The 14,018-nt window shown below is 45.6% G+C and carries 7 protein-coding genes; all 7 read right to left on the bottom strand.

The window, feature by feature from the left end:
• Window positions 1-264 precede the first annotated feature (264 nt).
• The gene (locus IAQ59_RS02665) at window positions 265-3,417 is read right to left on the bottom strand and encodes an AsmA-like C-terminal region-containing protein (RefSeq protein ID WP_209329231.1); all 3,153 of its coding nucleotides are present in this window, start codon (window positions 3,415-3,417) and stop codon (window positions 265-267) included.
• 152 nt (window positions 3,418-3,569) lie between these two features.
• On the bottom strand, window positions 3,570-4,040 hold the full coding sequence (locus tag IAQ59_RS02670) for a hypothetical protein (RefSeq protein ID WP_209329232.1): 471 nt from the start codon (window positions 4,038-4,040) through the stop codon (window positions 3,570-3,572).
• Window positions 4,041-4,203: 163 nt separating this feature from the next.
• Window positions 4,204-5,034 (bottom strand): DUF2490 domain-containing protein, encoded by an 831-nt coding sequence (locus IAQ59_RS02675; RefSeq protein ID WP_209329233.1) that lies wholly within the window; start codon window positions 5,032-5,034, stop codon window positions 4,204-4,206.
• A 19-nt stretch (window positions 5,035-5,053) separates the two neighbouring features.
• A complete protein-coding gene (locus IAQ59_RS02680; RefSeq protein ID WP_209329234.1) occupies window positions 5,054-7,015 on the bottom strand; it encodes a hypothetical protein in 1,962 nt (653 codons plus the stop codon).
• Window positions 7,016-7,245: 230 nt separating this feature from the next.
• Entirely contained in the window at window positions 7,246-8,445 is a 1,200-nt protein-coding gene (locus tag IAQ59_RS02685; protein WP_209329235.1) for a DUF5009 domain-containing protein, read from the bottom strand.
• Window positions 8,446-9,166: 721 nt separating this feature from the next.
• Window positions 9,167-10,726, bottom strand: a complete 1,560-nt coding sequence (locus IAQ59_RS02690) for a RagB/SusD family nutrient uptake outer membrane protein (protein ID WP_425342594.1) — start codon at window positions 10,724-10,726, stop codon at window positions 9,167-9,169.
• Between the two features lie 33 nt (window positions 10,727-10,759).
• Complete coding sequence (locus IAQ59_RS02695; RefSeq protein ID WP_425342595.1) at window positions 10,760-13,960, bottom strand: SusC/RagA family TonB-linked outer membrane protein; 3,201 nt, start codon at window positions 13,958-13,960, stop codon at window positions 10,760-10,762.
• Window positions 13,961-14,018 lie beyond the last annotated feature (58 nt).

A 14,018-nucleotide genomic window follows, 5' to 3' on the forward strand; every position in this document is an offset into this window, starting at 1 on the left:
GCGAAAAAATCACTCAAGAGTCCCTATGTTAAAAATTGTTAAGGAATATTATTCTTTAAAAGGTAGCCAAACTGCCGACTATCCAGACAAAATAGAAATAAGAAAAATATAATTTCAAACTTATCACAAAAACCGTACTTGTTGAGTTTTTGCAAAAAACGGATTGATTTCCAGAAATTTCCTCGAATGGAAATCGGCTCGGGATTGTTTCATAGAATCAACTAATGCGCCCCTGATATTCCCGCTTGCGCACCAATCCGAAGACTATTGTCCCCTATCGCGGCCCAATGAAACCTTAAAATTATCCGGGTCGCCCGAAATATTTAAATTGACAAACCGAACCTTTTTATTCTCATCCCGAAAAACAATGGCATCTTCCTGGTCTGGATCCACTTCATCCCTACTTTTACCTCCAAAAAGTGACCTAAAGCCTACTTGGGTGACAAGACCCAGGGGGATACGAATAAAATAATCCATATTGAGGTCTAGTCCTTGGCGGCCCGACATTTCGATGAAACCCAAGCTTGAGTTGATGTTCATTCTAGGAATGTTCAGCACCCCATTCCTTAAATCAAATGTATTCTGAAGCGTATCAAACCGAACCAAATTGAGGTTCCGATCTCTGAAATAGGCTCCCATAGCCTGCAAGGGGGTGAAGTTCACCAAGCTGCCATCGTATACGACCAAATCCATTTTTGCTTCACTCTTGTCCACGATAGGAGTCAGATCAGGATGTACCAAAAACTTGCTCACAATCGTACCACTTACCTTACCATGCAGGTTTTCATTGATCATCACGTCCTGGCCAAAATTATCAAACTTTACCATCATCTTGTCCAAGTCCAGCTTATCTGCCACCATCGTGGAGTGAAAATAAATATGTGAAGAATCAGATCCATTGAAATACCCGTTCATTGACAGACCGCCATCGGCTAGTCTAACCGATAGGGTGTCCACATACAGGTAATGATCAGGGGTAGTTCTAAGCCTTGCCCTCAAATCCTCAAACCAATATGTATGGTAGTTTACCCGGTCTATATCCGCAACAAAATTCATGTCGCTAAAAGGCAACTCAAAAATATTGAACGTATCCGCATGGGAAACCGGTTCGGTTGCGTTCGGGTCATAATTCAGCAGGGCATCTAGATCCAGTGCTTTGGCTCGAAATGCCAATTGATTTTCACGGACCTTTGCCGTGGTATCCTTTCCCATAAAATAGGCCAAATCCATCTCAAAGTCACTTTGACCCATAATTCCTCCGAATTTCTCTACTAGAACGTTCCCCTTTTCAAAATGCAGGCGTCCGGAAAATCCTTCTAGCTTAAGTGGGTGTATATTGAGCTTCCCGCCCAACTGATCGATCACGAGATCTGCAGACTGAAAGGTCGTGTCATAATTCAGGTCGAGTGAGCCAATGAGACTAAATTCGCGCAACACCTCGTCTCTATAGTCATCCGGCAAGTAATTTTCACCATTATAGCTCAACAGATCTCTAACCACCAACGATTGCGACCTAAGGTCAAACTCGAACCGGGAAATTCCGGTATTGACATCCTTAAACCATTTGTCGTAATGGGTCAAAATCCCGGAAAACCTAAAATCACTCGTATCAATGTAGCCTTTGAATTCTTCGACCTCCAACTGCTCCGAATCAATCGCAATGAGTACATCAAAATCATGAAATGCATGGGGATAGTCCTTCAATTTCCCATACAGGTCCTGCAATTTGAACTTGCCTTTTGGCAGGTATTCGAAATTCACCAGTTCACTACCTTGGGTATCCAACGACAAAGAAACTGAAAAACCCGAAAGTTCCTCATCCGTGGAGTCGGAAAGGGAGGGGTCAAACGCCAACAATTCCGAAAAAATGACCTTATCGGATCTTGCCTTCAAACTGGCGGTGACCGGCATATCTCTGCCATGAAAAACCGCTGGAAAATCACTGAGGGATCCTGAAAACTCAAAGTCAGAGGCACCCACATTAAATTTGAGAAAATCCAACTTGATTTGTCCGTTTTCCATAACGGCATAGCCATTGGCATCGGTAATAGGGTGAGGAAAGCCAGGAACTTCAAAACTTAGGTTTCGGATGGTCAGCTCACTATCGAGACCTTCTTTTATTCTGGCAATCTGGTCCGAGGGCATATCGAGATCGATCAACTCGTCAAAATCCATGTCTAACAGCACATTTCCCCGAATCCTCCGTAGCCCCTCTATTTCAAAAAACTGCCCTAAGAACTCCAAATCCAAATCCGCATGGAGGTTTACCTTAATAAAGGGATCTTCAAAATCCCGGATAACCAGTTGCCCTTCAAACTCCCCCTCATCCGGCTTGGCCGAGAACTGCTGAAGCCGAAATTCGGAAGTTTTAAGGTTTCGCTCCTTTCCATTGGTAAAAAAACCAGAAAACCGCAGCTGGTCGATTCGCTTTTCCATGGCCGTATTTTCAAAGTAGGCATTCTCGCAGCCAAATTCCACTGCGATTGCCGGCATAGAACCATTTCCCGCTTTGCCCAATATGGTGCCCAAAAAGTAAATTTCGCCTTGATTTTGGTACCTTTTCAATACTTCTGCTACTTCCTCGGGCGCAAGAGCAGCAAAAATGGAGAAGTCGGGCTTCTCGCCGTAGATCTTCACGTCTGTATCGATCCCCTCGTTTAGATTTATCGTTCCCTCTATTGTGAATAGGGCTTCCTGTATGCCAAGGCTGGACGGGGAAATTTGCACCAAATTTTGTTCTGACATGTAGCCGACTTCCCAATCAAGCGTTATTAATTTATTGGTGAAAAACGTCGGCTCGCCATCTTTGAGTACATTTAATACCATGTCACTCATCAGATCTATCAAAATTCCATCCTCGCCGAGACGAATCAAAGACCTAAACTTTCCAATCTGAGAAACCAATTCCTGTCCCATGGTCTCATCCCGATAGGTAAAAGAAAAGCCGTCTAACCGAAGTTCCTTTAACTCCAAAGACAACGCTTCGTCCGATGAACCCTGCGGTTCTTCCATGTTTTTGGCCTTTAGGAGATTGATAGAACCATCGGCATATTTAATCAAGTTCAGAGCACCTTGGGACACTTTGACGGAATGGACTCGGTAGTTCCCGCTGATAACTTCAAAGATATTAAAGCCCAAATAGATATCTTTTGCTTGATAGATAGGTGTGGTATCCATCGCTTTCGTTTCGAAAAATCTTACTCCTTCCAAATCAATGGAGATATAGGGAAACTGGGCAAAAAGCGCCAAGTAGGAATCTTCAATCACGAGCTGCCCTCCGAATTGTTCATTTACCGACTGCAATGCCATCCGAGTGAGGGCCCGTTGGTTTATATACAAACCAATGGCAGCCGCGGCACCAATCAGCAGCGGTATAGCAACTATAAGAGCAATGAGGAGCGGGCGCCTATTTCTCATAACGCAGTAAATTGGATTGGATCTTTCAACGATTAAATAACGAACGGTAAACCGTTAAGGTTCTTACCGCCTTCCGGCTAAATTGCCCCTTTCTGACGAAAAAATTCGTGCAGAAACTGAAAATACTACTGATATTTCCCGCAAATATACTGTTAATTAACAAAATATAGCACGCCTATTTTTAGGATGAAATCGCTATTACTTTGCGGCTGCCATTTGATTTCCCCATTGATACCAATTTCATCGATCAACTTATGAATTAAGCCTCCACCGAGGTTCAGGGTTGGCTCGTTCCTGAGGGGAATTTCCGGATTGAGCTCATACCTTCTACGGAAATTAGCAAAGCCAATCAATCCATACCATTGGGTCGTTTCCTCTGTCAAATAATATCGAGCATCCAAATGAAGGTTACTCGCCTTGCCGGTAGCAGGAAAAAGTATAGAGAAACTGGGTGAAAACGATAGGTTATCCAAGAAAAAATATTCAGCCCCTATATTCATTCCGAGCAAGCCACTACGAAAACCCATATCATTGGCATACTGTACACGACCCTGTCCCTTATACTGTGCCTTTAGGGTCGTACACGTAAGAACAAGTGCCAAGAAAACAACTACCTTCTTCATCTTTTTCTAATCGTTTTGTCAATGCTAGGAGTAAATACTACCCCGAAAATCGCGTACCGTGCTATCTTCAGCCATGCCACAGGTCGGAGAGGGATCCTATTGCGGGTAGTGCACTTCACGCAGCCGGTATTTCGATGACTAGATTTGCTCTTTAAATACGCTATCACAATGGCGGCAAGCTTCTCTGCACGGGTCTTCGCCGGTTTCTGAAATCTAATGTATACATGATATTCAGGCGGATTACATGCTTGTTTGCATAAGTACCCGGATTATTGGTGGATCCGTATGTCCACATGTGCCCGCCGAAGAACATAAAATTATTATAGGTATAGCCAATAGCCGTGTAGATGCGATTGTCCTCGAATATCTCCCGCTGATATTTACCAGTTTGAAAAAAAATCTCGTTAGACGGTGCTAGAAAGAGGGTTTTGTTTTGCATTTTGGGCTTGTTCAGCGGGATATAAGCAATGAATTTATACCGGTATCGATTGGTGAATTTGTATTCCGCTCCGATTAAGTTGTCGCGCTTAAACCGGTGCTCAAATCGGAATTGGTGCAAAATCTTTATGCCTGACATGGACTGCGTGAATAGCCATTGATGCCACAATCGAGGCTCCAAGGTATTACTTAAGTAAGATGGGTTTTCCCGATCAGGCGTATAGTTAAATACCAAGGTCGGCCCTACCGTTACCTCAAATTGGTCATTAAATAGGTAAACCAAGCCTGCCCGATTGTAAACCTGCCCCATTCTACCTAAAAAATCAGACCGATTCTCCGCACTTGCCCGTCTTCGGTAATGGTTTTCCTGGTACCAAAATATTTTTTCCGAAAGCCTGAATTTCAAGTAAAGACCATTCCAAAGTTCAGTTGTTGGCGCTAAATTCGTCCTAACTGGAACCTCCGAGCCAATCTCTGATTGCGCAAAAACGGTCGATAAGCAACCTAAAAAGGTGAAAATGGGCAGCAAACAGAGCTTCTTCCACAAAACATTCATCTTCATCTTGTTTAAGTGGTTACAGATCCAGTGCGGATTCTATTCTCGATACGGTTTGACGAGTTCCCAAACGCCTTTCTATTGCTCTGCTATCTTGATCCCTTAGCTCATACATTCTATCCTGCAATTTTTCGATTTTACCAATGTGATCCTTGATGCGTGTATAGTCCGGTTCCTGCAACAAGTCCTCTTGGTATTGCTTGTATAAATAGCGGTAGGCTAGGAAAAGTCTTTCCTTGGCCCGTACATCGTAGCGACTGTAGGTAAATGGGTTAAAGGTCTCCTCCATGTAAACCTCATCCAGTACCCCATCCCGTTTGAATAATGTAGTGATCATGGGATACCTCTTTTCCAGTTCATCAAAAAGATCCAAGATAATAGTACCCGCATCCATTTTGCTTTCGAAATCTACTCGGGAAGCATATTCTTCGTTCAGCGACTCGTATACGTTCCCCATAAACTGGCCCACAAAAGCCCTGCAAAATGCTTCCTCCTCTCCTTCTGCCATGGCATGGTAGTTTACAAACAACGTATCCATTTCGGCCTTTCGGCTAACAATACTTGTCTCCAACGCCACTAGCTGGGAGTTTACCGCTATGGCATACAGTTCTTTGGTAACGAACCCCCCAAGATCTTCCACAATTTCCAGCTCCTCCAACAAATAGTCTCTCAGGGTTGCCAGTAGGTTAGTGGCATCTACGAAAAAATGTTCTCTGGAAATAGATTTACTCAGGGTATCATCCTGGTAAACATAGGTAACCGCGTCTGCTTCTTTCAAAATTTCCACGCCAGATTCGGTGTAATTCCCCAGATCAAAATACCGGATTTCCCCGGTGCTGATGAGGTCAACAAGGTGATGTATTGCATCAAGCCTTTCTGAAGCTTGGCCGAAATAGGCGTGTGAAAAAGCCAACGAGTCACTTTTGGAACGGTTTAGATCCAATGAATTCATCTCAGTGAACCGCTTTACCGAATCCCTGACTTGGTCAAACAACAAGGGAATCTCCACAAGAAGGTTACGTTCCTCCTCACTTAACTCGTATTCAAAACGCCTAGTAAAAAAGGGGTATCGCATAATCTCCCCATCGTCGGTAACAGAATCGTCAAATCGCAAAAGGTCTAAAAAGAACGCTCGCATAAAGTTGTTTCCCGCTTCCTGAAGCTGTAGCTCCTTTGCGTCGGGACTAAACCCATCATTGTAGTAAGGTGGAAAAGCCTTGTCTGACACCCTATAGCCCAAATTTCCACCTTCGTTTACCTCACTGAGCTTTCGGATAGTGGTAAAAAATATTACCTCGTCTATTACTTCCCCGTTTTCGAGATCCCGCTTTACCAGGCCCAGTAGAAATCCATTTTCATAATTCCTGACTTCGGAAACCAATCGGGAGTCCTGAACATACACCAATGACCACTCTCCTTCCAAAAAGCCATTAGAGTCCAATTTTCCGCGTATAAACTGCGTATACCCGTTTAAAAAATTCCGATAGGATACATTTCCCTTCATGACACCTTCCTCAAAATGAATGCCTTCGGCAAGGGCTCGAATATCCGCCTTATTTCCGTTGAAAATGTTTTTCACCAACTGCCATTCTCCATGGGGTTTACCATCTTGGTAGGAGGCTTTAATCTCCAAATCATCGCTTTCCAACTTGGATATTAACTTAAAATCAACTACATCCTCCAGAATTACTTTATGTCGCTCTTGGTCGTAATGCCAACTTCCGGATTTGAGATTCTCAGTGTAAGTACCTCGCACCTGAAATTTCGTAAGCAAAGTCTGATCCAACGAGTCTAATTCCTTTCTATCAAACGAAAAAAAACCATCAAGTAGGATTTCACCATCAACTCCCTCGCTGAACTCAAAGGTGGCATGTCCCCTTCTTCCCTTAAACTCATAAAGTCCGTCGAACAGGGACTTATCCTGGCTAAACCCTATAAAAGAACTAAAAAAAACAAAATACAGAATACATATCGTTCTCATTTTGTGCAAATTACAATTATATCGGTTAGGAAATTAATGTTGGTAAACGTTATGGGCTCGGAAAAGCGCTCAACAGATACAAAAATTCAACGCCAAAAATCTTGCCAAAATCAGCCGGTACTTGAACGTTTTAAAGCAATATTTTGGCAACCCGCCACTGCATAATAGATTTCAAAGTGCCGTGGGACTAATCTCCCATCCACTGACAAATCCCACCATACAACACCTTGTTATATTCTTAACCGAAGCCTCGCTCTCTCTAGCAAGCCGGTCATGAGGATGATGATTAGGGCGTATAATAGCGACTTGACAATGCCTAACGCCCCGGTCCGCACCATCAGCGGCAGAGCAATGCCCGTAATAGATAAGAGACCGTAGTGGATATAGGGGAGCAAGTAGCAGGTTAGCGTGCTGGTTCCGGCAGGCCTGATGACCCTGAACCACTCCTTTTTACCCTTCAGCTCAACCAACCATATCAAAAGACAAAAAAACAACACACTGATTCCTATGCAGATAGTCACCCAAGAAGGGGATGACCCAATTTTGTGTATACCCCACAACGGCCTAGTCAATAAACCAAAACCCAGACAGCTAACCGCAAAAATGCTCATTTTGGCCCAGACCCCACCGAACCTGCTAGATCCCAAAAATGGCTGATAATACAGTGCAACGATAATTCCTGCCATGGACAGGGCAGGGGTAGCGCCGTCATCGATCAACCATACATAGGGCTTGATTACCTGTAGTGAATCCAGCAAACCCAATTTGGCCAAAACACTAAAAAGCATAAAACCAGCGAAGAATGCCCACATAGCAGAAAGCTTTCCCTTAAACGCTACAAAAACCAGCGAACAGATAAAATAGGCCCAACCTATCAAGCCCAATATGCCCCACCAATAAAACCGCATCCAGCTAGGATCAGCTGCCGTCCCTCCTTGATACAGCAGCACCAAGCCCAACAGAAGGATCCACCCCAGTGCCTGACCTGCGATCTTTACACGCTTTGCGTCCTCTTTTGGATAATCTAACCAGATCAGAAAAAAGGCGAAGGTTGCTAAAATCTGCCATATAGGCTTGGGCAATATCGCCAATTCCTGGTTATAGGACTCCAGGTTTACGTGGCAGAGCCCCATTACTAGCAGGGCGAATGATCTGGATAGAATATGTAAAGCGATCGACCAATTAGACCCTCCTTTCTTCCAGCGATTTTGCATCGCAAAGGGGATGGATAATCCGACGATGAACAAAAATACAGGGAAAACCACATCCGCCAACCCCATCCCGTCGACCTGAGCCGGAACATGCCCAAGCCATGCCGGAATATGCTGCAGTGTCCACAAGTCATTCACAAAGATCATCAAAAGCATGGTAAGCGCTCGAAATACATCGATCGCATTGGAACGGGAGCCAATAGTCTGTTTTGTATGCATAGGTTAAATTATCTGCTAATTTTTCTTCTACTGTCAGCAATCATTCCATTCAGGCGACATGACGTTGGACATCTCATTTTGAACCATCGCTTTTTCGATGACGTGGCCATTCTATCTGTCCAACGAAGCAACCCCAGTTGCAAGGAGACTCCTAGTTAGTCCGCAGCATCGTGGCTTCACCTGAAAACAAAGATACGTTTGACGAATTGTTATTGAGGTGGCAACTCCAAATCTTGACTCTAGGGACAAAAAACCATACCGCACCCTATCTCCAATCCGTGAAAGAAAGACCAGAATTCATTGAGATCAGGTAGGCTAGGTAAATACCCCCAGTACCTGCCGCATCGAATTTACCAATTTTTAGGTTCCTTTACACACTCCTTTCCAGGTTTTTGATGGCAGCAAAGTCATCCTTACAAAAATTTATTTCGGTATCAGTAGCGACGGCTACGATCTTGCAAAAGGGCGCCAAAAAAAACCACAAAGACAATGAATCGTATGCCGACCTAGCCTACTACCAAACTCAAATAGTATAAATCCCGGATGCCTGTTTGAAATTAAGATGTTACAGGAGCAACAGGTAGCTTGAAGTTGCTAGCTAGACTACGAGTTGTTTTTAATTGGTGCTGTTTCGAGTAGCAGAACGAACACTTTTTTATCCTCTAAACATAAAAAAAGCGACTGAAAATCAGCCGCTTTTAAAAGGAAAGGGATCAGTTGCTTACGGATAGTCCGGATTCTGAGGCGTCAGATTCGGGTTGTTCTGCATCTCAGGTAGCGGATAGGGCATCAATAAATGCATATTGCGAAGCGGTTGATTTGAGCTAAGGTTTACGTGGCCTATGAAGTCATCAAATCCATTTGTTAGTTCATTGTATACCTTTCGGAGACGGATCATGTCAAACCAAGTGATCTGCTCGTAGCACAGTTCGTGCCAGCGTTCTCTCCACACGGCCTCGCGAAAGGTATCCGTCGTAAATTCGCCCAGCGCAGGAGTGGCCAGCTGAGCTCTATCCCGGATACGTTTCAGGCTTTCATGTGCCAGAGCATTGGGACCACCTACCTCATTTTGGGCTTCTGCATACATCAGCAGCACCTCTGCAAACCGAATTAAGGGCACGTTCAGGTTATTGGCGCGGTTTCCTGGTACGCCAAAGGTACCCAAAGCCGCACGGTTGAAATGTTTAAATATGTAAGGAGCACCCAAATCAAACGGCTCACCACTACCATTGGTGAAATAGCTCGTATAAAAGAAGCCCTCTTGATTTACGGTCCGCCGATCTCCCTCCTCGTAAGAATTGTAAAACTCGATGGTCGGAACCGTACTTCCGGTTCCGGATGGTCCCTGAAAGGTTACTGGTTTGAAGTTGGGAAACATGTTGTTCATCGGGTTACCGGCCACAATTACATTGTATTGGATCATAAAGAGGTGTTCCAATCGATTGCCATTGTTTTCATTGTGCAGGTCTCCATAATTTGGATAGAGATTGATGGAGGCGGGGTTGCCGTTGGCGTATTCGATCACCTCCAACGACTTATTGGCGGCAAGTTGGTAATACTGATTTCCTCGATTCAAAGGGAAGCCCGCCATCGTCAGGTAAACTTTGGCCAATTGGGATTTTACTGCCGCCATGGAAACCCTGCCACTGGGATCCATCCAAGGAAGACCCGCTGCTTCTGCAGCTATAAGATCTTCCACAATTAGTTCATAAACCTGTTCCTGAGAGGCAGGAGAAGGTCTAAAATCCTCTGAACTAGCTGTCTGAGGTGCTGTAATCAAGGGCACATTTCCCCAAAGCCTGACCGCGTAGAAATAAGCCCACGCCCGAAGAAACCGCGCTTCACCCAAAATTTTGCGCTTTTGCGCTTCATCCATCGGAGTGATGGCAGGCACACGATCCAACACCATGTTTGCCTGTGCGATTACTTTATAGAGGCCATTCCACCAGTTGATAACGTGCTCGGTACGCCCATCATAAATCAATCCATATAGGTTGTTCAAATCCGAATTCTGGGCTGTTTCTGTTGTAGAGGTTCCTGTTGTTGCCTCCAATAGTTGCCAGGTAGAGGAGAAGATACCGGCACCTCCCCCATAAAAACGCATATCTGCATATACCGAAGCCAATGCCGCCTCTGCGTGGTCCGGAATAGTGTAAAACGACTCGGGCGTCAGGTTAGACGGGTCTTCTTCTTGAAGAAAATCCGAGCATCCTGTGGTGCCTGTCAGGACCGCACCCATCAGCAGATAAGCGAATCCTTTATATATAGTTACTAAATTCATTTTTTCAATTGTTTTGAGTAAGTCCACAAAAATTTAAAGTGTCACCTGAAGGCCTAACATGTACGTGGTAGGCTTCGGATAGGCGTGCCAGTTCATACCTTGGGAAAATACGTTATTTCCATCTCCTCCCCTGATTGGAGCCACTTCGGGATCTCCTATGATGTCCTTTCCGGTCACTAAAAAGAAGTTCTGTGCCGTGGTGTACACCCTAAGCCTGCTTAACTTGATTCGGTTGGCAAAATCAGTCGGAAAGGTGTATCCAATCAGCAGGTTTCTACCCCGTAAGAAGGAAGCATCCTTCACCCAGTGGGAATCCACGTTGGTAACGTAACCTGCGCGGGTATCACGAATCTCTGCGATCGGCGTGTTTTGATTGGTAGGCGTCCAGGCATTCAGAACCGTACGGTAGCTGTTTGCAAGGGCTTGCCGGTCTTCACTAGGGTGAAGGTTCATGTCCAATAGGTCATTCCCATACATGTACTGCAACTCAAGCGTTAGATCCCAATTGCGGAAACGGACGCTGTTGTTCATGGCTCCCCACATATTCGGATTGCCATTTCCGATGATCATCCGGTCCGAGTCATTGATGGCTTTGTCCCCATTCACGTCTAGGTACTTAATATCACCGGGTAAGATAGTGAGGCCGTTCCGGTAGCTGACAAATTCCGCTGCTTCGTCTCGTTCTGCTTCACTCCAGGTTCCCAAGCGAACCAATCCCCAAAACGATCCCACGGGCTCACCTACCCGGATAATATTGGTCTGATTGGTAAAACTAGGACCTCCTACACCAAAAATATCCGCAGGTGTAGCCAAGGACAGCACTTTGTTGCGGTTGGCGGAAAGGTTGAAGGATGTATTCCAGCTAAAGTCCGCCTTTTCCACGTTCACCGTGTTCAGCGTAAACTCAATTCCCTTGTTTTGCATGGAACCTACGTTGCTACGTATGGTGGCATAACCACTGGTTCTCGGTACGGGTGAATCGAGCAACATGTCGGTAGTTTTGCGGTAATAGTAGTCCATTTCGATGGTGATCCTGTTTTGGAACAAACCCAACTCGATACCAATATCGCTTTGTGCGGTCTTTTCCCATCTCAGGTTTGGATTAGCCAATCGGTTGATTCCGGTCCCTCCGACTTGAGATTCATTGTAGATTGCCGAATAATTTGAGCTAAGCAGTGCCAAGGAAGAATACGGCGGAATCTCTGAGTTTCCGGTAAGCCCATAGCTGGCCCGTAACTTCAAGTTTGAAATCGTGGAATTACCTTTCAGAAAACCCTCTTCGGAAAGCCTCCAGGCGATGGCCGTGGATGGGAAAAATGCGAATTTGTTGTTTTCCCCAAACTTGGAGGCGCCGTCTGCCCTACCGGTGGCAGTGAAGAGATACTTGCCGTCCAAGCTGTAATTGATTCGGGCAAAGTACGAACTCATCGAATGACGGGATGCTCCTGAACCTACGCGTGGCAGCTGGGAGCCTGCGCCCAAATTATCGAAGGTAAAGAAGTCTGTCGCGAAATTCTGAATGCTGGCATTCATCGTAGTCAGCGTATTTTCCTGCCAGGAAATACCCAACAATCCGGTGAAGGCATGGCGTTCTGCAAAGGTTTTGTTGTAGGTCAGGTAGTTCTCCAATGACCAAAAGCTATCTCTGCGCATGCTTTTGGAAGCGGTACCATTTTGAGCTATGGATAAGGTTCTGGTGCTAGACTGGCTGTTTTCCTGCGTCATGATATTCACGCCCAGCACCGTTCGCATTTCCAATCCTTCGGCAAACTTAATATTGGTATACGCACTTCCCAGGGTCGTTTGGGTGTTGAGTACATACCTCCTGCCATACAGACGGTGCATGGAACTCATGGTTCCTTCAGCAAAGGGGTAATCCCGGTTATTTGCAAAAGTACCATCCTCATACCTTACCGGCATAAATGGGAAGTCCTCTACAATCTGACGGGGAACCGCATCCGAGACGTCCACCAGGTTTTCTTCTTGGCTGTTGTAGCTGATGGTGCCCCCCACCTTCAACCAGGATTTTACTTGATCATCAATGGTAAAGCGCGTGGAATAGCGGGTCAGGTAGGAGGTTTTCAACAAACCCTCATCGTCCCGGTACCCCAAAGAAAGAGAGTACTGCGTTCGCTCATTTCCCCCTGTAAAGCCTAGCTGATGGTTTTGGGAAAGCTTGTTTTGAGTAGTTTCCTTCAGCCAATTGGTATCGTAAAGCGGGTTCCCGTTGGCGTCAAAAATCCGTGGATCCGTTCTTCTCAGCGCCGGATTCAAATAGGCCCACCTGCCGGCTTCCCATCCTACTGGATCGTATTTGGCCATGTTCCTCCATGCCAAATCCTCTACCTCTAAATATTCACGGGCATTCAATACTTCTGGCCGATTGGGCCCTATGGTATTCACGCTGACATCGACGTTGTAAGTAATCGTTCCCTCACCGGATTTGCCCTTTTTGGTGGTCACCAAAATTACCCCATTCGCTCCCCTGGATCCGTAAATGGCGGTGGAAGAAGCATCTTTTAGCACCTCGACAGAAACGATATCGTTGGGATTGATGTAATCAATCGGATTACTGGCTTGGTCCATGGTTCCCATGGGAAGCATCACACCGTCCACTACGTAAAGCGGATTATTGGATGAATTGATCGAGCTGAAGCCCCGTATACGCACATTGGTACGACCTCCCGGACGACCTGAGTTGGTATTTACCTGCACACCGGCCACTCTTCCCGCAAGGGCTTGGTTTAACGAAGGGGCGGGACGTTCACTGAGTTCCTGCGCTCCCACGGAACCGACGGAACCTGTTAAGTCAGATTTTCGCTGTGTACCGTATCCAATCACCACCACTTCCTCCATGGCGGACGCATCTTGCTGCATCTGTACATTGAGTACCGTTTGGTTGGTGATACGGATCATTTGGGTTTCATAACCGATAAACGAAATGACCAACGTAGCATTTTCGGGAACCACAATGGAAAATTCCCCATCGATGTCCGAAACGGTTCCCCGCGAAGTTCCCTGTACGGAAATGGTTGCTCCCGGGAGTGGCTCATTCGTTTCGTCGGTAATTTTACCGCGAACGGTAACGTCAAATAGGGCATCTTCCAACGCGGAAGACGTCAATTTGTGCGGCGAAGCTGCCTGCACGTGCAATGCCCCGCTTCCCAATAAACAGGCGGAAGCCAGTAGGCATACCCCCCATCTCTTGGGAGGCGTAAGTAACATTTTAAACATAGTTTGTTGGGTTTTAATCAACAATGATCGAAAATGCCGGCTTGCGTAGGTTCAAAAA

This window comes from Lunatimonas salinarum (genome assembly GCF_017811155.1).
Classification (GTDB): Bacteria; Bacteroidota; Bacteroidia; order Cytophagales; family Cyclobacteriaceae; genus Lunatimonas; species Lunatimonas salinarum.

Bases quoted from the DNA above. Each gene is read 5' to 3' on its own strand.
- IAQ59_RS02685 (WP_209329235.1), bottom strand. From the start codon at position 8,445: ATGCATACAAAACAGACTATTGGCTCCCGTTCCAATGCGATCGATGTA.
- IAQ59_RS02680 (WP_209329234.1), bottom strand. From the start codon at position 7,015: ATGAGAACGATATGTATTCTGTATTTTGTTTTTTTTAGTTCTTTTATA.
- IAQ59_RS02675 (WP_209329233.1), bottom strand. From the start codon at position 5,034: ATGAATGTTTTGTGGAAGAAGCTCTGTTTGCTGCCCATTTTCACCTTT.
- IAQ59_RS02695 (WP_425342595.1), bottom strand. From the start codon at position 13,960: ATGTTTAAAATGTTACTTACGCCTCCCAAGAGATGGGGGGTATGCCTA.
- IAQ59_RS02665 (WP_209329231.1), bottom strand. From the start codon at position 3,417: ATGAGAAATAGGCGCCCGCTCCTCATTGCTCTTATAGTTGCTATACCG.
- IAQ59_RS02690 (WP_425342594.1), bottom strand. From the start codon at position 10,726: ATGAATTTAGTAACTATATATAAAGGATTCGCTTATCTGCTGATGGGT.
- IAQ59_RS02670 (WP_209329232.1), bottom strand. From the start codon at position 4,040: ATGAAGAAGGTAGTTGTTTTCTTGGCACTTGTTCTTACGTGTACGACC.